The sequence below is a fragment of the Erwinia rhapontici genome, from assembly GCF_020683125.1.
Classification (GTDB): Bacteria; Pseudomonadota; Gammaproteobacteria; order Enterobacterales; family Enterobacteriaceae; genus Erwinia; species Erwinia rhapontici.
Genome location: NZ_CP085627.1, coordinates 3,939,973 through 3,963,085, shown reverse-complemented (window position 1 = coordinate 3,963,085; position 23,113 = coordinate 3,939,973). Strand labels below are relative to the sequence as shown.

The following is a 23,113-nucleotide window of genomic DNA, read 5'->3' as shown; positions in this document are numbered from 1 at the left end:
CCCTTTTTGCAGATAAGTGGCTAAAATCGTGGTTGTGATGGATTTTTACGCTCAGATGCTGGAATGTTGCACAAATGCCTCAGGTCTTTTTCAGAAGGCGCATTTAATTATGGCGGTGCCTTTGCTATCTTCGCGCAGGGTTCCCGTATAAAGGTAAAGAAGGCATGAAAGCAGGTTGGGCAAAATATCTGGTGACCGGCACGCTGCTGGCGCTGCTGGCGGGGTGTTCGTCGAAACCCACCGATCGTGGGCAACAGTATAAGGATGGGACACTGAATCAACCGCTGGCGCTGGTCAATCAGCCCAACGCGAAGGGGCGCCCGGTGAATGGCAAAGACTTTGCCGACCAGGTTTCTCAAATCCGCTTTTCCTCTGCGGGCATGTATTCGCGTCAGTCCGGCACCTATAGCGCCATCGAGAGCTGGCTGATGGCCGGGGGCGATACTCGTCAGTTGCGCCAGTTCGGTCTGGATGCTTATCAGATGGAAGGCACCGACAATTATGGCAACGTTCAGTTTACCGGTTACTACACCCCGGTGATTCAGGCGCGTTACACCCGCCAGGGTGAATTCCAGTATCCTTTATACCGTATGCCACCGCGTAGTAAGGGCAGGAAGCTGCCAAGCCGGGCGGAAATCTACAGTGGTGCGCTGGATGAACGCTTTATCGCGGGCTACAGCAATTCGCTGATGGATAACTTTATTATGGATGTGCAGGGCAGCGGCTATGTTGACTACGGGGATGGGCGTCCGCTGACGTTCTTCGGCTACGGTGGTAAGAATGGCCATCCTTATCGCAGTATCGGTAAAGTTCTGATCGACCGCGGTGAAGTGAAGCGCGAAGACATGTCGATGCAGGCTATCCGTCAGTGGGGCGAAACGCACAGCCCGGCTGAGGTGCGCGAACTGCTGGAGCAGAACCCTTCCTTTGTCTTCTTTAAACCTGAGAACTTTGCGCCCGTGCGTGGTGCCAGCGCGGTGCCGCTGGTGGCAAAAGCTTCGGTCGCGGCTGACCGTGCGTTGATCCCACCGGGTACTGCGCTGCTGGCAGAGATTCCGTTGCTGGATAACAACGGTAAATTTACCGGCAAATATGAGATGCGTATAATGGTGTCGCTGGATGTAGGGGGGGCCATTAAAGGGCAGCACTTCGACATATACCAGGGAATCGGCCCCGATGCCGGGCATATGGCGGGCTGGTTTAACCATTATGGCCGCGTCTGGGTGCTGAAAAATGCCCCAGGCGCCGGCGCACCGATATTCTCTTCTGCACAGAATAGTTCTTCTCAGAGTGGTTTACTGGTCAGTCAGTAAATCCACAGCGGGCGGCGAAGGCGGCCCGCTGTGTTTGGATAGGTTTCGAGGAATAACAGATGATGGTTCTTTCAGATGCCTGGCGGCAACGCTTTGGCGGAACGGCGCGCCTCTATGGCCAGTCTGCGCTTCAGCTCTTTGCGGATGCGCATGTCTGTGTAGTGGGCATTGGTGGGGTTGGTTCGTGGGCGGCGGAAGCATTGGTACGTACCGGCATCGGTGCGATCACATTGATCGATATGGACGACGTCTGCGTCACCAACACCAATCGTCAGGTTCACGCGCTGAAAGAGAATGTTGGCCGGGCGAAAACCGAGGTGATGGCTGAACGTCTGCTGGCGATCAATCCGGAATGCCGGGTGACCTGTGTTGACGACTTCATTACACCAGAGAATACGGCGGAGCTGATTGGGAAGGACTTCAGTTATGTGGTTGATGCCATTGATAGCGTGCGACCCAAAGCAGCGCTGCTGTCATGGTGTCGGCGTAATAAAGTGCCGCTGGTGACCACCGGGGGCGCAGGTGGGCAGATTGATCCCACACAGATCCAGGTGGCCGATCTGGCAAAAACCATTCAGGATCCGCTGGCGGCGAAATTGCGCGAGCGGCTCAAAAATGATTTCAATATCGTCAGAAACAGCAAAGGCAAGTTGGGGATCGACTGCGTGTTTTCCACCGAGGCGTTGATGTATCCGCAGCCGGATGGCTCGGTATGTGCGTCGCGCAGCACCGCAGAAGGCCCGAAGCGTATGGACTGTGCGGCAGGGTTTGGTGCTGCAACGATGGTCACCGCCACCTTTGGTTTTGTCGCGGTGTCCCATGTGCTGAAGAAAATGATGGCAAAAGCAGCGCGTCAGGCATAAATAGCGTAGAGGCTGATCTTCTGTTTCGGTCAGCCTTTTATTGCACGGGTCGATCGAAAAAATGATCGACCCGACGGTTACAAGCAGCCGTATTATTCATTCACCGCCCGCATCACGGCATCGGCCATCGCCTGCAATCCGGCGCTGCGTGAGGCGCTCAGCTGTTCTTTTAATGCCAGTTGCTCAAATAGCGCCAGCGGATCGTCCTGTTGTAACTGTGTCGCTGTTTTACCTTCTACGGCCGTCAGCAGTACGGCCAACAGCCCGCGCACAATACGTCCCTCGCTCTCGCCAAAGAAATGCAGACGCCCGTCAGCCATCAGCTGATGCCCCAGCCAGACGCGATTTTCACATCCGGTCAGCTCAATATCAGCACTTCTCAGTTCATCGGGCAGGGCGGGCAACTGTTTGCCCAGCAGGATCAGCTGGCGGTAACGCTCCTCCCACTGTCTGAAATGGGAAAACTGCGCCCGCAGTGTGTCCGGAGTAATCAGTGTGCCAAAGGGATGCGAAGCGATAAGCGGTAAACTCATGATTAATCTGCCAGTAGCGTCAGGGCGGTGGTCATGGCCGCGACCAGCGCGTCCACATCTTCAACGGTATTATAAGGGGCGAAGGAGGCACGTAATGTCCCGCTGACGCCCAGGGCGGCCAGCAACGGCTGGGCGCAGTGCTGCCCGGCGCGCACGGCAATGCCGCTTTCGGCCAGTAGCATCACGACGTCACTGTGATGGATACCCGCAATATCAAATGCCAGCAGGCTGGAGTGGCTGGCGCGATAGCTGCGGAAACCGGGCAGTGCCGACAGACGTTGTTCGGCCTGTGTCGCCAGTTCACAACTCCAGCGCTCGGCGGCAGCTACATCGATGTGGCTTAACCACTCCAGCGCAGCACTCAGGCCAATGACGCCAGCCACATTAGGGGTGCCGGCTTCAAAGCACCACGGGACGGGTTGCGGGGTAAATCCCTCGAAGGTCACGCTGCTTATCATCTTGCCGCCCCCCTGCCAGGGAACCATTTCTGCCAGGCGTTCGGCTTTGCCATACAGCGCACCAATACCCATCGGGCCGTACAGCTTATGTGCCGAAAAAGCATAAAAATCAATATCCAGTGCCTGTACATCCGGAGGGCAGTGCACCACGCCCTGGGCGCCATCGACCATCACTTTTGCACCACAGCCATGCGCAAGGCTGATGATCCGTTGCAGGTCAGGGCAACCGCCAGTGACGTTAGACATTTGCCCCACGGCCACCAGACGTGTGCGTGCATTCAGCAGTGCCGGGAGCAGATCGGGGTCTGGCAGGCGGTTTTTACCAATCGACCATTTGACGACGCGGGCACCCGTCTGTTCTGCCACCATCAGCCAGGGCACCAGGTTAGCATGGTGTTCCGCTTCGCTGACCACGATCTCATCCCCCGCTTGCAGGCGCGGACGCAGCCAACTTTGTGCCACCAGATTGATCGCTTCAGTGGTGCCTTTGGTCCAGACAATATTGTGGCTGCTGGCGGCATTCAGCAGGTGTGCCACCTGTGCGCGGGCCTGTTCATAACGTTCGGTCAGGCGCTGTGCGGCAGCAAACTGGCTGCGATGGACCGTACCCGAACTCAGGCGATAAAACTGTTCCGTGGCATCAATCACCGCCTGCGGTTTCAGCGCGGTGGCTGCGCTGTCGAGATAGCAGGTGGCATCGTTGAGTGCGGGGAACTGCTGGCGAAAGTGCCGCGGGTTAAATGACGTCATACTTTTTACGCGTTCCTCTGGGATGGTTCGTGCCTTTTTAGGACCAGACTGAAAGAGATGTGGTTTTCTGGCAAAGCTGAAAAAGCGCGTTATGCTGAATTATGACTGTTTATAGTGTTTACCCGCAAATAGAAGCGCTGTCTTAGTAGGATGTTAAACCCTTTTCTATTGTTATTTTGACAGCTCATCGGGTACTTCTTCTCATCACGGAGATATAAAAATGAAAAAGCTCGCCGCTGTGATCGCAGCCTGCACCATGACATTAGCTCTGGCTGGTTGTTCAAGCAATTATGTGATGCATACCAATGACGGCCGGACTATCGTTGCCGAGGGCAAACCTATGGTAGACGATGATACCGGGATGATCAGCTATAAAGATGCCAATGGGTCAAAACAGCAGATTAACCGCTCTGATGTCAAAGAGATGGTTGAGATGGGCCAGTAAAACGCAGGCAAAAAAAAGCACCGCCACTGGCGGTGCTATTAACAATCAATATGGACAGACAGGGTAAATCTACAGGAATAAAAGGTAGCCAGGCTACCAGACCTGAAAATCATCAGGTCAAATGCAAACACAACATCACGACACAAGCCAAAAGCCCCTCAAAATTCCGCGCGTTAGCACCAAATTTCAAAACACTTTTCGTTCCGGCTCAGGAAGTGGCGCAACTATAGGTATTTGCTGGCAGTTCCTCAACGGACAATTTATAATGCCTCGGATAAAAAAAACTAATACGTAACTCTGTGTAACAGAGCAACGCCCGGCCTTGATGAAAAGTACCCATCTATCATGTCTAAACGTTTACCACCTTTGAATGCGCTGCGGGTTTTTGACGCTGCTGCGCGTCATCTCAGTTTTACCCGAGCGGCAGAAGAACTGTTTGTGACTCAGGCCGCTGTCAGCCATCAAATCAAGTCACTGGAAGACTTTCTGGGCCTCAAGCTGTTCCGCAGACGTAATCGGTCTCTGCTGCTGACGGAAGAAGGGCAAAGCTATTATCTCGATATTAAAGAAATTTTCACCGCGCTGAATGATGCCACGCGCAAGCTACAGGCCCGCAGTGCAAAAGGCGCACTGACGGTCAGTTTGCTGCCGAGTTTTGCCATTCAGTGGCTGGTGCCAAGACTGACCAGCTTTAACTCAGCTTATCCGGGGATCGACGTTCGTATCCAGGCCGTGGACCGCGATGAAGAGAAACTGGCTGATGATGTTGACGTGGCGATTTTCTACGGACGCGGTAACTGGCCGGGATTGCGGGTGGAAAAACTCTATGCGGAATATCTGTTGCCGGTCTGTTCACCACTGTTGTTAACGGGTGAGCGCCCGCTGACATCGCCTGCGGCACTGGCAGGCCATACTTTACTGCATGATGCATCACGCCGTGACTGGCAGGCGTATACCCGCCAACTGGGGCTGAACAGTATTAATGTGCAGCAGGGGCCGATTTTCAGCCACAGTGCCATGGTGCTCCAGGCGGCGATCCATGGACAGGGCGTTGCACTGGCTAATAACGTCATGGCGCAGAGCGAGATTGAAGCGGGCAGGTTGGTGTGCCCGTTTAATGATGTATTAGTCAGTAAAAATGCTTTTTATCTGGTTTGTCATGACAGTCAGGCAGAACTGGGTAAAATAGCCGCCTTCCGTCAGTGGATTCTGGCAAAAGCGGCCAGCGAACAAGAAAAATTTCGCTTTCGCTACGAGCACTGACCGTGATGCCTTCGCCGCCGAGCGGCAGGGGTAATGGATAAAGAGACGGGGAGGGGCCTCCCTGTCCGGATAGAGGATGGTGCCATGTCCAGTCGTGCAATGCTGATTTTCTCCGCCATCAGTGGATTCTTCTACGTGATGCTGGGGGCATTTGGTGCCCACGTGTTAAGCAAGTCGCTGGGAAGCGCAGAGATGGCCTGGATTAAAACCGGGCTGGAGTATCAGGCGTTTCACACCCTGGCGATACTCGGTATTGCAGCAGCGATGCTGCGCCGTGCAAATATCTGGTTTTACTGGAGCAGCGCATTTTTAGCGCTGGGTACCGTATTGTTCAGCGGCAGTCTTTACTGCCTGGCGCTGTCACACCTGAAGTTATGGGTTTACATCACCCCGATTGGCGGCACTGGCTTCCTGATCGGGTGGGTTCTGATGTTGGTTGGCGCACTGCGTCTGAAAAAAAGGGCAGATCGCCATGAATAAAATTTTACTGTATTGCCGTCAGGGTTTTGAGAAAGAGTGTGCGGCCGAAATCACCGCTAAAGCCGCTGAACGCGAAGTGTATGGTTTCGCCCGCGTGAAAGATGACTCTGCCTACGTGCTGTTTGAGTGCTATCAGCAGGGTGAAGCAGAAAAGTTGCTCAATGAGCTGCCGTTTAGCGAACTGATTTTTTCCCGCCAGATGATCGTGGTGGGTGAACTGTTGCGTGACCTGCCCACCGAGGACCGCATCTCGCCTGTCGCGGGGATGCTGACCGGTGTGGTAGAGAAGGGCGGCGATCTGCGTGTTGAAGTGCCGGACACCAATGCCAGCAAAGAGCTGCTGAAGTTCTGCCGTAAGTTTACCGTTCCGCTGCGTGCCAGCCTGCGTAAAGAAGGCATTCTGCTTAACTACGAAAGCAATAAGCGCCCGGTAGTTCACGTGTTCTTTATCGCTTCCGGCTGCTGTTATGTAGGGTACTCTCTGCCGCAGAATAATTCCGCGCTATTTATGGGCATTCCGCGCCTGAAGTTCCCTTCCGATGCACCAAGCCGTTCCACGCTCAAGCTGGAAGAGGCTTTCCATGTGTTTATTCCTGCCGATGAGTGGGATGAGCGCCTGGCCAGCGGGATGTGGGCAGTGGATCTGGGGGCCTGTCCTGGCGGCTGGACCTATCAGCTTGTGCAGCGCAGCATGATGGTTAACGCGGTAGATAACGGTCCGATGGCACCGAGCCTGATGGATACCGGGCAGGTGTTCCATCAGCGTGAAGACGGCTTCAAATATCGCCCAACGCGTAGCAATAACTATTGGGTGGTCTGCGACATGGTAGAAAAACCGGTGCGTGTGGCAAATCTGATGGCGGACTGGCTGGTGAATGGCTGGTGTCGTGAGGCGATTTTTAACCTCAAGCTGCCGATGAAAAAACGCTATGAAGAGGTCTCGCAGAACCTGGCGATGATCGACGAAAAGCTGAAAGAAAATGGCATTAATGCACAGATTCAGGCGCGTCAGCTTTATCACGATCGTGAAGAAGTAACGGTACATATCCGCCGCATCTGGAGCGCCGCGCCGGGCCGCCGCGACGAAAAATAATCCAGAATGTAGGGGCGAGGCATGCCTCGCCCGTTGTTAAACGAGCCCGACCCTACGGCAAACGCAGATCCTTCAGATTCCCTTCCAGCACTAAATCCGTTTTAAGCGTTGCCACCTGCTGACAGATTTCCGCCATCTGCTGATGTTCGGCCAGTTTTTTGCGCCATTTTTCCGGTACGTGATCCAACTGCTGATAAATCTGCGCCAGACTGCCGAACTGTTGCAGTAGCTGGCTGGCACTTTTGGCCCCAATGCCCGCAACGCCGGGGATTTTGCTGCTACTGATCCCCGCCAGTCCCCAGTAATCGGTCAGCTGTGCCGGAGCCACGCCAAATTCTGCGGCAATAAAAGGCACATCCAGCCAGCGTTTCTGGAAGTAATCACGAATTTGGATAGTCGGTGCCAGCAACTGGCAGTAGCCTTTGTCGGTCGACACAATCGTCGCCTGATGGCCTGCGGAGGCGACCTTGCTGGCCAGCGTTGCGGCCAGATCGTCAGCTTCATCGCCTTTTGAGTGCCAGCTGGCTACGCCAATACTGGCAAAGGCAGCCCGGAGCAACGGCATTTCGTCACGCAGGGAATCCGGCATCGGTGAACGTCCCGCTTTGTAATCAGGCAGGATCTGATGGCGCCAGCTGTCGCTGCGATCATCATCATCAAAAACGGCCACGGCGTGCGTTGGGCGTGTGTGGAGCAACAATTGTTGCAGGGCATTCAGGCAGGTTTCCTGGCAAGGGGAACCCTGAACCGCATGAATGCGCCGAATCAGATTCAGCGCATCGATAATTAACAGATGTATCATCAGATAACCCTGAGCGGCCCGCAGGCCGCTCTTTACTTAATGATTTCGTAACAGGGGATATACGCGCTGCCCGGCAGCTTCATACGGTGCTGCGCGACAAATCCTTGCAGCAGATCATCCATGCGACGCATGATTTCCGGGTCACCGTGCAGTTTGTACGGCCCTTTCTCTTTGATGGCCTTGATGCCCACATCTTTCACGTTACCGGCCACGATGCCGGAGAACGCCCGGCGCAGTGCAGCTGCCAGCTGTTCGGCAGGCTGTTCGGGAGACAGATTGAGGTTTGCCATATTTTCATGGCTTGGCATAAACGGCATTTGCAGGTCGGGCGCAATGCGTAGTGCCCAGTTGAAGCTGTAAGCATCACCGGTTTCGCGGCGATACTCTTTCACTTTCGGCATCGCTTTTTTCATCAGACGTGCCACTTCGGCCGCATCATCAATAATGATGGTGTAGTGCTTGCGTGCTTCATCCCCCAGGGTACTGACAATAAACTCATCCAGCACGCGGAAGTAGTCGGCACTCTCTTTTGGCCCGGTGAGGATCAGCGGCAGAACCTGGTCATGGTTGTGTGGGTTCATCAGGATACCCAGCAGATAAAGCAGCTCTTCGGCTGTTCCGACCCCGCCGGGGAAGATGATAATGCCGTGGGCGATACGCACAAACGCTTCCAGGCGTTTTTCGATATCGGGCATGATGATCAGTTCATTCACCAGCGGGTTAGGCGGTTCGGCAGCAATGATTGAGGGTTCGGTCAGACCGATGAAACGGCTATCTCTGTAGCGCTGCTGGGCATGGCCCACCGCCGCCCCTTTCATCGGTGCTTCCATTACACCCGGCCCGCAGCCGGTGCAAATATTCAGTTCACGTAAGCCAAGCTGGGAGCCAACGTTGCGGCAGTATTGGTATTCAACGGCGTTGATTGAGTGCCCCCCCCAGCACACCACGGTATTGGGCTCTTCCCCCACGTGCAGCGCACGCGCGTTACGCAGGATAGAGAAGACCAGGTTGGTGATATGAACGGGATCTTCCGCTTTCAACTGCTGGAAGCGCCCGGCGTTATCGATCTGGCCGTTGAGGAACAAGATGTCGCGCAGAACGGCAAACAGGTTAGCCTGAAGCGCACGAATAATTCGCCCGTCAACAAATGCCTCTTCTGGCGGGTTGATCAGTTCCAGTTTGACGCCGCGCTCACGGCGCAGCACGTTAATATCAAAGCTTTCGAAGCGGGAAAGCAGTTCGTGGCTACTGTCGGTTTGACTGCCTGAATTCAGCACGGCAAGTGAGCAGTTACGGAATAACTGGTAGAGGTCGCTGCTGGCCGTGCGCTTCAGCATATCGACTTCGAGCTGTGAAAGCAGGTCCATTGAGCCGAGAGGGCTGACATGTGTAATCAAGTGAACTCCTTTACACCCGCAGGGGTGCAGTAACTCCGTGATGTGACGATCACAAAAGCAAAATGTCCTTGGGCCGCTGTCGCTGCCCGTTGTCAGAGTAGCCTTTTCCATTGATATTTAACAATAGCTTAACGTTGCGATCGGCGATTTACTGACGGACCAGTCTTGAACGGCTGGCGACAAACTTATCGTTGGTACGCCAGGGATTGATATCCAGACCACCACGCCGCGTATAGCGGGCATAAACAGTCAGACTCTCCGGCTGGCAGTAACGAAGAATATCGTTAAAGATGCGTTCGACGCACTGTTCGTGGAACTCATTATGATGGCGGAATGAGACCAGATAACGGAGCAGTGCCTCGCGCTGAATACGCGGGCCACGATAACTGATTTGCACTGACCCCCAGTCCGGCTGGTTAGTGATCAGACAGTTAGATTTGAGCAGGTGGCTGACCAGTTGCTCCTCAACGCGTTCGTTGCTGGTGGCATCGCGCAGATAGTCGGCATTGAACTGATAGTGATCAATCACAATGTCCTGCTCATCAATGCATTCGCCGTTGAAACGGCCGATGGGCTGGCCTTCAATCTCTTGCAGGCGGAATAGTGCAACGCTAACTTTACCCGCAGCACAGTCACTGAGATCGCGTTCCAGCGTCTGACGGACGTCACCCCAGTCGGCAAATTGCGTTTGATTAAAACTGTTCAGATACAGTTTAAAACTTTTGGATTCAATAAGATTAACGCTGCCGGCATCCAGAGTGACTTCACCCAGCGCCACCTGCGGCAGCCCTTTACTGTTCAGCCAGGACAGTTCGTACAGCGTCCAGATATCCGCGCCGCTGAACGGCAGATTATCGGGATACAGGCCCAGCGGTTCACGGTTCAGGCTACGCGGGACAGCCTGTAACAGCTCTGGTTGATAGCTGTCGTGATATTCTGTGGGTTTCCCCAGAGTCAGGCCTTCCAGTGCCTGATGATGGTCGTATGAAGACATGGTGTTACCTTGTGTTACTTTAGGGTGCCCGCCGTGGCAGGCAGCTTGAAGAGTGTCGTGTACCGATGTGCACACCAGGTTGTCAGTGTAACCCAGCCAGCAAAGAGTGAAAAAATAATGATCGAAGAAACCTCCCAGGCCCTACGCGATTTTAGCCAGCGCTATTGCGATCTCTGGCAGCAGCAGCATGGTCATGCACCGGCGAGCGCCGATCTGTACGGCATTCCCTCGCCTTGCGTCACCGCCACCCATAATGATGAAGTCTGGTGGCAGCCACAGCCCTTTACGCTGGCAAAAAACCTGGATGCCGTTGAACGTGCACTGGATATCAGCTTGCAGCCCTCGATCACCGGATTCTATACCGCACAATTTGCCGGTGACATGATGGGAACTTATGCCGGACACCAGGTGTCTTTGGTACAGGTGTGGAGTGAAGACGATTTTGTGCGCGTGCAGGAAAATCTGATTGGGCACCTGGTGATGAAGCGTCGTCTTAAACACTCTCCTACTCTGTTTATTGCTACTACGGAGTCTGAACTGGAGGTGGTGTCGGTTTGTAATCTCAATGGCGAAGTGATTATTGAGCAGTTAGGAACGCAAAAACGGCAGGTCATCTCCCCTTCAATTGAGAATTTTCTTATTTCTTTACAACCCCTTAGCGAACGTTGCTGAGAGTTTGCCCGTTCATTTTGTGCGAGATGTCTCACGTGCTCTGTGAGAGATCGCATCCCTTTGATGCAGACATATCAATCGTTCTAATTGTAAAAATATTGTAGATCATCACGTTAGGGTACTGATTGTGATAACACGCCTGTGAGATGCGTAAAAAACTGGCACGGGTGTCTTGTTTGCTTATGCTGAACAGGCAAAATAGCACCCATCGCAAAGGACAGTCAGGGTTGAACGAACATCAGGACGATGTGCTCATGGAATGAGTTGGACCCGTCAGGATGACGTATCAGGGAAAGGCTTCCGGATGAAGCGTGGAAACCTTAGGGAGAGGTAAAGGACACCTCCAAGACGGAGAATGTGGACCGAACAAGGTAGTCGGTGATCATGGACGTCAAAGGATTCGCATCAGGATGGTGCACGCTATGGAGAGTGTCAGGAATAGTTTTCAAGGATGAGCAGGGAGCATAAATGTAGCTGGAACGCTGCAAACGGACCAGGGGCACTGTATATACAGTGCCCCTTTTTTCGTTGAAATTTTTACCCGGCACGGTGCGGATGCTATGCTTTGCGACCTTTATCCCCAACGCTTAATCAGGAGGTTGCTCATGAGCCGTGAACAACAGGTGCAGGAACGGTTGCTGGCCATTGAAACGCAGCTTAAACAGGCGGGTTTATGGCAGGCTATTGCCCCAAATAGTGAGGCGTTTGCCAGCACAGAACCTTTCTGCGTCGATACCATGACGCCATTACAATGGCTGCAATGGATATTCCTGCCGCGCATGCAGGCGCTGCTGGATGCCGGTGCGCCGCTGCCGACAACGTTGGCGATAGCGCCTTACTATGAAGTGTGGCTGGAAGGTGAGATCCCGGAGCGTGCACAACTGTTGCACCTTTTAAATGCCTTTGACCAGTTATTTGAGTCACAAAACTGATGCTGGAAATTATTTATCAGGATCAGTGGCTGGTGGCGGTGAATAAGCCGTCCGGCTGGCTGGTTCACCGCAGTTGGCTGGACCGTCATGAAACCCGTTTTGTGATGCAAACGGTGCGAGACCAGATTGGCCAGCACGTGTTTACCGTGCACCGGTTGGATCGGCCAACGTCCGGCGTACTGCTGATGGCGCTGTCGAGTGATGTGGCGCGTTTATTGTCAGAACAATTTGAACAGCATCAGTTGCAGAAAACCTATCATGCCGTGGTACGCGGCTGGCTGGAAGGTGATGAGGTACTGGACTATGCGCTGACCGAAGAACTGGACAAAATTGCGGATAAGTTTAGCCAGCCTGAAAAAGCGCCGCAGTCGGCCGTCACCCATTGGCGTGGGCTGGCCACTGCCGAACTGCCCGTGCCCGTCGGCCCTTATCAAACCTCGCGCTATTCTCTGGTAGAGATGAAACCGGAATCCGGGCGTAAGCATCAGTTGCGTCGTCATATGACCCATCTGCGCCACCCGATTATCGGCGATAGCGCCCATGGCGATTTGAAGCAGAATCGCAGTGCTGCGGCAAACTTCGGGATGAACCGACTTATGCTGCACGCCAGCGAACTATGCCTGGCGCACCCGGTAACCCAGGTGCCATTGGTGCTGCGTGCCGGGCTGGATGACGTCTGGCAAACGGCGATGACGCAGTTCGACTGGCAGCACTGTCTCCCTGATATTCCACGGGTTGAGTTCGCGACGGAAAGCCCGCAGGATAGTGAACAACGATAAGCATTCCAAAATGGAGAAGAGCATGGCTGAGGTAGGCATTTTTGTTGGCACCGTTTACGGTAATGCCCTGTTGGTGGCCGAAGAGGCTGAACCACTGCTGGTTGCGGCGGGCCATCAGGTGAAGATTTTTGAAGATCCCACGTTGGAAGACTGGCAGCACTATGCGCAGAAAGCCGTGCTGGTGATCACGTCAACCACTGGACAAGGCGATCTGCCGGACAGCATTGCTTCCCTTTACGCTGGCATCAAAGATAAGTTGGGTTACCAGCCTGAGCTGCGTTACGGCATTATCGCGCTGGGCGATAGCAGCTATGATGAGTTCTGCGGCGGCGGCAAAAAATTTGCTGACCTGTTACAGGATCAAAGTGCTATCCGCGTGGGTGAGATGCTGCTGGTGGATGCCACGGAAAACCCGGAGCCGGAAGAGGTCACCTCTCCGTGGGTTGAGCAGTGGGCTAAGCTCATTGCATAATTGATGAGCGGGTCTGCAATGCAGGCCCGCCTCGCAGCGGATCCCGAACCTACAGTTTTAGCCGCTCCTTCGCCAGCCGTGCCACGTTCTGCATCTCATCCAACAGCTCAAACAATTCAGGCTCTACCTGAGTGATATCCTCACTCTGACGCAGGCTTTGTTCCAGTGCCAGGCAGAGTTGCTTCATGCGTGGTACTCCGCTGTAGCTGGCGCTGCCATGCAGTTTATGGATGATATCGCGCAGTGAAGTTGTATTATTCTCCGTCATATATTGCTCTATCAGCATCTGAACTTCCGGTAAGAAATCCACCAGCATCTGCAACAAATCGCGTGCCAGATCGGGTTTATTCGCCGCCTGACGTAACGCGAGTGCCCAGTCGAGGGACGCCGGTACTTCAATCACCGGCAGCGACATGCGTTGCCCGCCCGGTGAATAGCGTGCCAGCAGTCGACTCAGTTTCTGCTCATCGATAGGTTTGGCGAGGTAATCGTTCATCCCGGCTTTGATCAGCTGTTCCCTTTCGCCATCCAGTGCGTGCGCCGTGACCGCCACTATCGGTGTATTGGCGTGCTGTGGCAGGGTACGAATGGCTTCACTGGCACGAATGCCGTCGATCTCCGGCATCTGAATATCCATTAAAATAATATCCAGATGCTGATGACGCGCCTGATTAATCGCCGCTTCACCACTGTCACACAGCACAATGTGCGCGACTTGCTCTTCCAGCAGTGCTCCAATCAGCTTCAGGTTAGCCAGGTTATCATCCACCGCCATCACACGCAGCGGCAGACGGTGCCGTTCGGTCAGTGGCAGGGCATCACGGTGATGATGATCGACCAGAACGGGGATCAGACGGGTCATGGATATCGGTTTAATCAGGCAGGCCGTCACACCGCGTGCTTTGAGCTCTTCCGCATAAACCTGCATCTGGAATGGCAGAGCCATAATGACGCTGTTAGCACGTTGTAGTATTGGCGTCAGCTGTTCTCCGGTGATCTCAAGATTTTGCGGGTCAGCTACCGGAACGCCCATCAGCAGCACATCATAGTGTGCTTCCGGAAGTTCACTCAGTGACGGGCTGTAGCTGATGTTCATTGGCGTTGCGGCCAGCATCTCCATCAGCGCTTTCGCGGCCGTGGCGTTGGGTTCGACATAAGCCATGCGCTGGCCTTCGATGCAATCCATCACCCGTGGATCACTGGCAGCGTTCGGATTCAGGGCCAGATTAACGTGGAACCAGAAGGTGGAACCGTGATTGAGGCGGCTGTGGAACGAGATTTCGCCGCCCATTTCATTAACCAGTTTCTGAGTGATCACCAGACCCAGCCCGGTGCCGCCGTGACGGCGCGAAATACTGGCATCCGCCTGACGAAACGCCTGAAACAGCTGCGACTGCTGCTTTTCTGAAATCCCGATGCCGCTGTCATGAATCTGAACTTCCAGCTCCATACGGTTATTACTCAGGGCGCGTTTCTCCACGCGAATATCAATATTGCCACGTTCGGTGAACTTGATTGCGTTGCCGAGCAGGTTGACGATGATTTGCTGCATGCGCAGCGGATCGCCAATGGCATTATCCGGCACGTCACTCTGGATATTAAGCGTGAGCTCCAGTCCTTTCTCATGTGCGGACTGCGCCAGCAGAACCACCACTTCATCCAGCGTGGCACGCAGCGGGAAGGGGATGGTCTCCAGTATTAATTTTCCGGCTTCAAGTTTTGAGAAGTCGAGCACATCGTTAATGATGCTTAACAGGTTATTCGCCGATCGTTCAATGGTATGAAGATAATCGCGCTGGGTGGAATTCAGCGTGGTTTTGAGCGTCTGGCGGGTAAAGCCAATCACGCCGTTTAACGGCGTGCGCAGCTCATGTGACATATTGGCGAGGAACTCTGATTTAATACGCGCGGCTTCCTGGGCGCGTTTTTTAGCCAGATCCAACTCGACGTTTTGGATCTCCATCTGTTCCAGCGTTTCACGCAAGTCAGAGGTAGCCTGGTCGATATTTTGCTGCATCTCTTCGTGATAGGCGGTAAGCGACATGGCCATCGAGTTGATGCCGTTTTTCAGCACATCGAGTTCACCCAGCATATGCCCTTCTACGCGGCTGTCTAGCTGGCCACGGCGGATGCGGTCAACGGTACTCACCATATTGCGGATCGGCCCGGTGACATCGCGCATCAGACGGTAGGCAAACAGCATGGCAATACACAGGCAAAGCAGCAGCAAGAGGGTAGAGATAAACACCTCTTTATACTGCTGTAGCCTGACGGATTGCAGATCCAGCTCAATGGCGACATAACCGAGGGGATTACCATTGGGTTTCGCATCCTGGCCCGGCGATTCATCCGGATAATAGCTTTCGGAGAGGATGGGCGTACGCAGGATCACGGAGTTTCCGTGGCGCTGTTTCATATAGCGAGTGGTTAACGGCGTGTTGTCCGGCAGGCGCAGCAGGTCGGGCGTCTGATGGTAGTTTGACGTGACAAACAACTGATTGTGATCGTCGAAAACCGAAATGGCCCGCACAATATCTGAATGACGGCGATGCAGCAGGCTGACCAGTTGGCGCACGGACTCTTTACTGTGAAAGGTCATGCCATATTCACTTGAGACCGCCAGCGGTTCGATAATATTGACCCCGGCATCGGTGAGCTGGCTCTGTAATTCGTTATATCGGTTCACGACGAAAAACGTGGAGAGCAGCAGCCCAATCATCAGCGTGGGTGCCAGAATCAAAATCATCATTCGAGCCCGCAGGCTGTATTTGGTCATAATATTCCCTGTGCGCGGTGTTTCGCTCTGTGCCGTCCAACTGGCGCTGTGTTCAGAGGCAGGCAATACCCGATTTTCCTGCCGATAATGATGACGTGTGAATCACAAAGAAACAATGATGAAATTCTACCCTGAAAGATTGTGTTGCCCCATCGTGAAGCGTGAACATAAGGCGTCATTTCAGATTGATGATAGCGTTCAGCGCCACGCTTTGTGGCAGGACATTGGCATGAACGTCACGAACAGGGGCAGGCAAAGGCTTGTATCAGTTCTTCCTGCTCAGTAACGCAGAATGATAAATTTTTTTTTAAAAACTGGAACAGTTTTCGCATAAGCCTAAGCTATAGCAGCTGACTGTATCGCCACACACCGATGAAATGTGCTTTTGAAATGAGAAATTGGGCTCAGACGCCAGGAAAAATGGCTGAAAATGTCGCAGGTGTGGAAGGCGTTGCAGCAATAGTCGTGAAGGCTGCGTATAATGCGGGATTCAATAATCTGAAAACAACGGCGTCACTGTGTACGGCGAAGATCCATGGTGCTGTTTAGCTGAAAATAAGGCCTGAACAGAGGCTATTCCAGGAGAGGATATGGTTGCGGTAAGAAGTGCACATCTGAATACAGCTGGCGAGTTTGCGCTCGACCAATGGATCACCAGTCTGGGGATCTCCAACCAGCAGTCATGTGAACGACTGGCCGATACCTGGCGCTATTGTGAAACAGCGACCAAAAATCATCCTGACGCAGCACTGTTACTGTGGCGTGGCGTCGAGATGGTAGAAATCCTCTCAATGCTCAGCATGGACAACGAAACGCTGCGTGCCGCTTTGCTGTTCCCATTGGCCGATGCCAACGTGGTGAGCGAAGAGGTTCTGGAAGAGCAGCACGGTAAAGCCATTGTCTCGCTGGTGCATGGCGTGCGCGATATGGATGCCATCCGTCAGTTAAAAGCGACCCACAATGATTCGATGGCCTCAGAGCAGGTCGATAACGTGCGCCGCATGCTGCTGGCGATGGTGGAAGATTTCCGCTGTGTGGTGATTAAGCTGGCGGAGCGTATTGCCCACCTGCGTGAAGTGAAAGACGCGCCGGAAGATGAACGCGTCCTGGCGGCAAAAGAGTGCACCAATATTTATGCTCCGCTGGCAAACCGGCTGGGTATCGGCCAGCTTAAATGGGAGCTGGAGGACTTCTGCTTCCGTTATCTGCATCCTGATGAATACAAACGTATTGCCAAACTGCTGCACGAGCGTCGTATCGATCGGGAAGACTACATTGATACTTTCGTGCAGTCGCTGCGCACGGAGATTGTGAAAGAGGGCGTGAAGGCCGAGGTGTATGGTCGCCCAAAACATATCTACAGCATCTGGCGCAAGATGCAGAAAAAGTCGCTGTCGTTTGATGAGTTGTTCGATGTGCGCGCGGTGCGCATCGTGGCTGAGCGTTTGCAGGACTGTTATGGTGCGCTGGGTATCGTCCATACTCTGTACCGCCATATACCGAGCGAATTTGACGACTACGTTGCCAACCCTAAGCCGAACGGCTACCAGTCTATTCATACCGTGGTTCTCGGGCCAAAGGGTAAAACCGTCGAGATTCAGATCCGTACCCGCCAGATGCATGAAGATGCCGAGCTGGGCGTTGCCGCGCACTGGAAATATAAAGAGGGTGCAGCAAGTGGCAGCGCTCGCGGGGCTTCCGGCCACGAAGAACGTATTGCCTGGCTGCGTAAGCTGATTACCTGGCAGGAAGAGATGGCGGACAGCGGCGAGTTGCTCGACGAAGTACGCAGCCAGGTGTTCGACGACCGGGTTTATGTCTTTACGCCGAAAGGGGATGTGGTCGATCTGCCGGCCGGGTCCACACCGCTGGACTTTGCTTACCATATCCACAGCGATATCGGCCACCGTTGCATCGGCGCGAAAATCAGCGGGCGCATTGTGCCGTTCACCTATCAGCTGCAGATGGGCGACCAGATTGACATCATCACTCAGAAGCAGCCGAACCCAAGCCGGGACTGGCTGAACCCGAACCTGGGCTATGTCACCACCAGCCGGGGGCGCTCGAAGATCCACGCCTGGTTCCGCAAACAGGATCGTGACAAGAATATTATTGCCGGGCGTCAAATCCTCGACAGCGAACTGGACCATCTTGATATCAATCTGAAAGATGCCGAGAAGCTGCTGCTACCGCGCTACAACTTCAACACGCTGGATGAGCTGCTGGCCGCGATTGGCGGTGGCGATGTCCGTCTCAACCAGATGAGCAACTTCCTGCAGTCGAAGCTGAACAAGCCAAGCGCTGAGGAAGAAGATCGTGAAGCGCTGCAAAAACTGACGCAGAAAACCTCTAACAGCGTACCTCGTAGCAAAGAGAGCGGCCGCGTGGTGGTGGAAGGGGTCGGTAATCTGATGCACCACATTGCGCGCTGCTGCCAGCCGATTCCGGGTGACGATATCACCGGGTTTATCACCCAGGGACGCGGAATTTCGATTCACCGTGCCGACTGTGACCAGTTGGCGGATCTGATGTCTCATGCACCGGAACGTATCGTCGATGCGGTCTGGGGTGAGACTTATTCCAGCGGTTATTCCTTGGTGGTGCGTGTTACCGCGAACGATCGCAGCGGCCTGTTGCGCGATATCACCACCATCCTGGCCAATGAAAAAGTGAACGTGCTTGGCGTATCCAGCCACAGTGACACCAAAAAGCAGCTGGCGACGATTGATATGGATATTGAGATCTATAACCAGCAGGTGTTGAGCCGGGTGATAGCACGGCTTAACCAGGTCCCGGATATCATCGACGCTAAGAGATTGCATTAACCGGGCCGGGCATGCCCGGCCCCTGGTGCCCGGTTCGATCGTAGGGGCGACGCATGCGTCGCCCTCCTAATTCAACATGGAATACACTATGACTTCTCTCGATCGCCTGCTGGGCATCATGAAAACCCTGCGCGATCCGGAACACGGCTGCCCGTGGGATCGCCAGCAGACTTTTGCCTCTATTGCCCCTTATACCCTCGAAGAAACCTACGAAGTGATTGATGCGATTAACCGCGCTGATTTTGACGATCTGCGCGGTGAGCTGGGTGATCTCCTGTTCCAGGTGGTGTTTTACGCTCAGATGGCGCAGGAAGAGGGGCGCTTTAACTTCGACGATATCTGCAATGCGATCAGCGATAAACTGGAACGCCGCCATCCGCATATCTTTGCCGATGCGCAGGTCAGCGACAGTGCTGAGGTGTTGGTCAACTGGGAAAAAATTAAAAGCGATGAGCGTGCCGAAAAAGCACAGCATTCGGCGCTGGATGATATCCCACATGCCTTGCCTGCTCTGATGCGTGCTCACAAAATCCAGAAGCGTTGCAGTCACGTGGGCTTCGACTGGACCACGATTGGACCGGTGCTCGATAAAGTGCATGAAGAGATTGATGAAGTGATGCATGAAGCGCAGCAGGCGGTCATCGATCAGGACAAGCTGGAAGAAGAGATTGGCGATCTGCTGTTTGCCACGGTCAACCTGTCACGGCACCTCGGCAGTAAAGCCGAAACTGCATTGCAGAAGGCCAATACCAAGTTTGAACGTCGTTTTCGCCAGGTTGAGCAGATTATTGCCGCAGGAGGGATGGAAATGCAGCAGGCGACCCTCGAACAGATGGAAGCCGCATGGCAGGTTGTGAAATCTCAGGAATAATTGGCTGACACGATTCAACAAAAATGTGACGCGCGTCAACCTCCTGATGCGCATATTCAGGTAATCTCATGGCGGTAAATGCGGTGGTAAGCACACAACCGGAAACGAGCAATTGTCGCAACGGGGTGTTTCGGGTATACTATTTTCCCGTCTTGGTTATTCATTCCATCGTCTTTAAACCTACATTCTCAGGTTCAGCATGACAACGAACTATATATTTGTGACCGGCGGGGTCGTTTCCTCTCTGGGTAAAGGCATTGCCGCAGCTTCCCTGGCCGCTATCCTTGAAGCGCGTGGTCTTAACGTGACCATCATGAAGCTGGACCCGTACATCAACGTGGACCCAGGCACCATGAGTCCAACCCAGCACGGTGAAGTTTATGTCACCGATGATGGCGCGGAAACCGATCTGGATCTCGGTCACTACGAGCGTTTCATCCGTACTAAGATGAGCCGCCGTAACAACTTCACCACAGGCCGTATCTATTCAGAAGTCCTGCGCAAAGAGCGTCGTGGCGACTATCTGGGTGCGACCATTCAGGTGATCCCGCACATTACCAATGCCATCAAAGAACGCATCATTGAAGGTGGCGAAGGCCATGATGTCGTGCTGGTGGAAATTGGTGGCACCGTGGGTGATATCGAATCACTGCCATTCCTGGAAGCCATTCGTCAGATGGCGGTGGATGTGGGCCGTGAGCACACCATGTATATGCACCTGACGCTGGTGCCGTACATGGCCGCGGCGGGCGAAGTGAAAACGAAGCCAACCCAGCATTCCGTGAAAGAGCTGCTGTCTATCGGTATTCAGCCCGATGTGCTGATCTGCCGTTCTGACCGCGCGGTTCCCGCTAACGAACGCGCTAAGATTGCGCTGTTCTGTAATGTGCCGGAAAAAGCCGTTATCTCACTGAAAGATGTCGACTCCATCTACAAAATTCCTGGCATGCTGAAATCGCAGGGCCTGGATGACTTTATCTGCAAACGCTTCAATCTGAATGCTCCGGAAGCCAACCTTGGCGAGTGGGAGCAGGTGATTTATCAGGAAGCGAATCCAGGTGGTGAAGTGACCATCGGGATGGTCGGTAAATATGTCGAACTGCCGGATGCGTACAAATCAGTGATCGAAGCCCTGAAGCACGGTGGTCTGAAAAACCGTGTGACGGTGAATATCAAGCTGATCGACTCTCAAGATGTTGAAACCCGTGGTGTTGAAGTGCTGAAGGATCTGGATGCTATCCTTATCCCTGGCGGTTTCGGCTATCGTGGTGTGGAAGGCAAATTGATGACGGCGCAGTATGCCCGCGAAAACAATATTCCTTACCTCGGCATTTGCCTCGGTATGCAGGTCGCATTGATGGAGTTTGCCCGTAACGTGGCACATATGGAGGGTGCGAACTCAACGGAGTTCGTTCCTGACTGTAAGTACCCGGTTGTGGCGCTGATTACCGAATGGCGTGATGAAGAAGGCAACGTTGAGCAGCGTACTGAGCAGAGCGATTTGGGCGGCACCATGCGCCTCGGTAGCCAGCAGTGCCAGCTGACGGATAACAGCCTGGTGCGTAACCTCTATGGTTCTGACACCATTGTTGAGCGCCACCGTCATCGTTATGAAGTCAACAATATGCTATTGAAGCAAATTGAAGCGGCCGGTTTACGTGTGGCAGGTCGCTCTGGGGATGACCAACTGGTTGAGATCATTGAGATCCCTGACCACCCATGGTTTGTTGCGTGTCAGTTCCATCCGGAATTCACCTCAACACCTCGGGACGGGCACCCGCTGTTCAGTGGCTTTGTGAAAGCTGCCAGCGAGTACCAGAAGCGTTTGGCAAAATAAGTGTTTTCATAACGGCTTGAAATCTTAGGGTTTCAAGCCGTGTGTCTAAGTTTAAGCTAACTTGTACTGAGGAAAAACTAATGTCCAAAATCATTAAAGTCATCGGTCGCGAAATCATCGACTCTCGTGGAAACCCGACTGTTGAAGCTGAAGTGCATCTGGAAGGCGGCTTTGTCGGTCTGGCAGCGGCGCCATCAGGTGCTTCTACTGGTTCTCGCGAAGCGCTGGAACTGCGTGACGGTGACAAATCTCGTTTCCTGGGTAAAGGCGTCACTAAAGCTGTTGCTGCTGTTAATGGTCCGATCGCTGACGCGGTTACCGGCAAAGATGCCAAAGACCAGGCCAATATCGACAAGATCATGATCGATCTGGACGGTACTGAGAACAAATCACAGTTTGGTGCTAACGCCATTCTGGCTGTTTCTCTGGCTGCGGCTAAAGCGGCTGCTGCTGCGAAAGGCATGCCACTGTACGAGCACATCGCTGAACTGAACGGCACCCCAGGCAAGTTCTCTATGCCACTGCCAATGATGAACATCATCAACGGCGGCGAGCACGCAGACAACAACGTCGACATCCAGGAATTCATGATCCAGCCTGTTGGCGCGAAAACGCTGAAAGAAGCTGTACGTATGGGTTCTGAAGTGTTCCATACCCTGGCAAAAGTGCTGAAATCTAAAGGCATGGGCACTGCGGTTGGTGACGAAGGTGGCTATGCGCCAAACCTGGGTTCTAACGCAGAAGCACTGGCTGTTATCGCTGAAGCGGTAAAAGAAGCGGGCTATGTTCTGGGTAAAGACATCACCCTGGCAATGGACTGTGCAGCATCTGAATTCTACAAAGACGGTAAATATGTGCTGGCAGGCGAAGGCAACAAAGCCTTCACTTCTGAAGAGTTCACTCACTTCCTGGAAGACCTGACCAAACAGTACCCAATCGTCTCTATCGAAGATGGCCTGGACGAATCTGACTGGGCTGGCTTCAAATACCAGACCGAAGTGCTGGGCGACAAAATCCAGCTGGTGGGCGACGACCTGTTCGTGACCAACACCAAGATCCTGAAAGAAGGCATCGACAAAGGCATCGCTAACTCCATCCTGATCAAATTCAACCAGATCGGTTCTCTGACCGAGACGCTGGCTGCGATCAAAATGGCTAAAGACGCGGGCTACACTGCGGTGATCTCTCACCGTTCAGGTGAAACTGAAGATGCCACTATCGCTGACCTGGCGGTAGGTACTGCAGCGGGCCAGATCAAAACCGGTTCTATGAGCCGTTCTGACCGTGTTGCTAAGTACAACCAGCTGATCCGTATCGAAGAAGCGCTGGGCAACCGTGCGCCATTCAACGGCCTGAAAGAAGTTAAAGGTCAGTAAGCTGCCGATATTCTGAACCGGTTATCCGGTTGAGGATTATCTGAAAAGCCCCGTCTCCGGACGGGGCTTTTTTTTGCTTATTTTTATTTTTCAGCGAGTTAAGGTTATTTCTTGAATGCGGAAAAGTCCTGGTTCATGGATTGCAGGGCGTTTTTATGCGTCATTTTGTGTAAATTCGCGGT

20 protein-coding genes are annotated in these 23,113 nt (G+C 53.6%); 14 read left to right on the top strand and 6 right to left on the bottom strand.

Features of this window, described 5'->3' with window-relative positions; translation table 11 throughout:
- Nucleotides 1-164 precede the first annotated feature (164 nt).
- Together mltA and tcdA are read left to right on the top strand one after the other, a co-directional pair.
- On the top strand, nt 165-1,313 hold the full coding sequence (gene mltA / locus LJN55_RS18325) for a murein transglycosylase A (protein ID WP_167863290.1): 1,149 nt from the start codon (nt 165-167) through the stop codon (nt 1,311-1,313).
- Nucleotides 1,314-1,372: 59 nt separating this feature from the next.
- Nucleotides 1,373-2,176, top strand: coding sequence for a tRNA cyclic N6-threonylcarbamoyladenosine(37) synthase TcdA (gene tcdA, locus LJN55_RS18320; RefSeq protein WP_227535002.1), 804 nt, complete (start codon nt 1,373-1,375; stop codon nt 2,174-2,176).
- Nucleotides 2,177-2,268: 92 nt separating this feature from the next.
- Here tcdA and csdE read toward each other — a convergent pair whose 3' ends face one another.
- Together csdE and csdA are read right to left on the bottom strand one after the other, a co-directional pair.
- Nucleotides 2,269-2,709 carry a cysteine desulfurase sulfur acceptor subunit CsdE gene (csdE, locus tag LJN55_RS18315; protein WP_227535001.1) on the bottom strand — a complete coding sequence of 147 codons (441 nt, stop codon included), beginning with the start codon at nt 2,707-2,709 and terminating at the stop codon, nt 2,269-2,271.
- A gap of 2 nt (nt 2,710-2,711) precedes the next feature.
- Nucleotides 2,712-3,917 (bottom strand): cysteine desulfurase CsdA, encoded by a 1,206-nt coding sequence (gene csdA / locus LJN55_RS18310; RefSeq protein ID WP_227535000.1) that lies wholly within the window; start codon nt 3,915-3,917, stop codon nt 2,712-2,714.
- Nucleotides 3,918-4,137: 220 nt separating this feature from the next.
- Between csdA and LJN55_RS18305 the strand changes: the two genes are divergently transcribed.
- The 4 genes from LJN55_RS18305 to rlmM all read left to right on the top strand — a co-directional run bounded on the left by LJN55_RS18305 (nt 4,138) and on the right by rlmM (nt 7,198).
- A complete protein-coding gene (locus tag LJN55_RS18305; protein ID WP_133846064.1) occupies nt 4,138-4,362 on the top strand; it encodes a YgdI/YgdR family lipoprotein in 225 nt (74 codons plus the stop codon).
- A 345-nt stretch (nt 4,363-4,707) separates the two neighbouring features.
- The gene (gene gcvA / locus LJN55_RS18300; RefSeq protein ID WP_133846063.1) at nt 4,708-5,625 is read left to right on the top strand and encodes a glycine cleavage system transcriptional regulator GcvA; all 918 of its coding nucleotides are present in this window, start codon (nt 4,708-4,710) and stop codon (nt 5,623-5,625) included.
- 84 nt (nt 5,626-5,709) lie between these two features.
- Nucleotides 5,710-6,105, top strand: a complete 396-nt coding sequence (locus tag LJN55_RS18295; RefSeq protein WP_227534999.1) for a DUF423 domain-containing protein — start codon at nt 5,710-5,712, stop codon at nt 6,103-6,105.
- A complete protein-coding gene (gene rlmM / locus LJN55_RS18290; protein WP_133846061.1) occupies nt 6,098-7,198 on the top strand; it encodes a 23S rRNA (cytidine(2498)-2'-O)-methyltransferase RlmM in 1,101 nt (366 codons plus the stop codon). Before LJN55_RS18295 ends, rlmM begins: the two co-directional genes overlap by 8 nt.
- 52 nt (nt 7,199-7,250) lie before the next feature.
- Here the strand turns inward: rlmM and xni are convergent, their stop codons facing one another.
- The 3 genes from xni to queF all read right to left on the bottom strand — a co-directional run bounded on the left by xni (nt 7,251) and on the right by queF (nt 10,391).
- Complete coding sequence (xni, locus tag LJN55_RS18285; RefSeq protein ID WP_227534997.1) at nt 7,251-8,000, bottom strand: flap endonuclease Xni; 750 nt, start codon at nt 7,998-8,000, stop codon at nt 7,251-7,253.
- A 32-nt stretch (nt 8,001-8,032) separates the two neighbouring features.
- Nucleotides 8,033-9,397, bottom strand: coding sequence for a nucleotide 5'-monophosphate nucleosidase PpnN (gene ppnN / locus LJN55_RS18280; protein ID WP_159337935.1), 1,365 nt, complete (start codon nt 9,395-9,397; stop codon nt 8,033-8,035).
- Nucleotides 9,398-9,545: 148 nt separating this feature from the next.
- A complete protein-coding gene (queF, locus tag LJN55_RS18275; protein WP_159337936.1) occupies nt 9,546-10,391 on the bottom strand; it encodes an NADPH-dependent 7-cyano-7-deazaguanine reductase QueF in 846 nt (281 codons plus the stop codon).
- A gap of 117 nt (nt 10,392-10,508) precedes the next feature.
- On the opposite strand from queF, the gene syd reads away from it, so the two are divergent.
- The 4 genes from syd to LJN55_RS18255 all read left to right on the top strand — a co-directional run bounded on the left by syd (nt 10,509) and on the right by LJN55_RS18255 (nt 13,246).
- Nucleotides 10,509-11,063 (top strand): SecY-interacting protein, encoded by a 555-nt coding sequence (gene syd, locus LJN55_RS18270; protein ID WP_159337937.1) that lies wholly within the window; start codon nt 10,509-10,511, stop codon nt 11,061-11,063.
- A 605-nt stretch (nt 11,064-11,668) separates the two neighbouring features.
- Nucleotides 11,669-11,995, top strand: a complete 327-nt coding sequence (locus LJN55_RS18265) for a YqcC family protein (RefSeq protein WP_133846056.1) — start codon at nt 11,669-11,671, stop codon at nt 11,993-11,995.
- Nucleotides 11,995-12,774: a tRNA pseudouridine(65) synthase TruC gene (truC, locus tag LJN55_RS18260; RefSeq protein ID WP_133846055.1), complete on the top strand. Its 780-nt coding sequence runs from the start codon at nt 11,995-11,997 to the stop codon at nt 12,772-12,774. The genes LJN55_RS18265 and truC overlap by 1 nt, the downstream gene beginning before the upstream one ends.
- Nucleotides 12,775-12,796: 22 nt before the next feature.
- Nucleotides 12,797-13,246 (top strand): flavodoxin, encoded by a 450-nt coding sequence (locus LJN55_RS18255; RefSeq protein WP_133846054.1) that lies wholly within the window; start codon nt 12,797-12,799, stop codon nt 13,244-13,246.
- 49 nt (nt 13,247-13,295) lie between these two features.
- On the opposite strand, the gene barA is transcribed toward LJN55_RS18255, so the two are convergent.
- Nucleotides 13,296-16,022, bottom strand: a complete 2,727-nt coding sequence (gene barA / locus LJN55_RS18250; RefSeq protein ID WP_133846053.1) for a two-component sensor histidine kinase BarA — start codon at nt 16,020-16,022, stop codon at nt 13,296-13,298.
- Between the two features lie 590 nt (nt 16,023-16,612).
- On the opposite strand from barA, the gene relA reads away from it, so the two are divergent.
- The 4 genes from relA (at nt 16,613) to eno (ending at nt 22,931) form a co-directional block, all read left to right on the top strand.
- Nucleotides 16,613-18,847 (top strand): GTP diphosphokinase, encoded by a 2,235-nt coding sequence (relA, locus tag LJN55_RS18245; protein WP_133846052.1) that lies wholly within the window; start codon nt 16,613-16,615, stop codon nt 18,845-18,847.
- Nucleotides 18,848-18,935: 88 nt separating this feature from the next.
- Nucleotides 18,936-19,718 carry a nucleoside triphosphate pyrophosphohydrolase gene (gene mazG, locus LJN55_RS18240; protein WP_192933201.1) on the top strand — a complete coding sequence of 261 codons (783 nt, stop codon included), beginning with the start codon at nt 18,936-18,938 and terminating at the stop codon, nt 19,716-19,718.
- A 199-nt stretch (nt 19,719-19,917) separates the two neighbouring features.
- Nucleotides 19,918-21,555: a glutamine hydrolyzing CTP synthase gene (gene pyrG, locus LJN55_RS18235; RefSeq protein WP_133846050.1), complete on the top strand. Its 1,638-nt coding sequence runs from the start codon at nt 19,918-19,920 to the stop codon at nt 21,553-21,555.
- Between the two features lie 80 nt (nt 21,556-21,635).
- Nucleotides 21,636-22,931 carry a phosphopyruvate hydratase gene (gene eno, locus LJN55_RS18230; RefSeq protein ID WP_133846049.1) on the top strand — a complete coding sequence of 432 codons (1,296 nt, stop codon included), beginning with the start codon at nt 21,636-21,638 and terminating at the stop codon, nt 22,929-22,931.
- Nucleotides 22,932-23,113 lie beyond the last annotated feature (182 nt).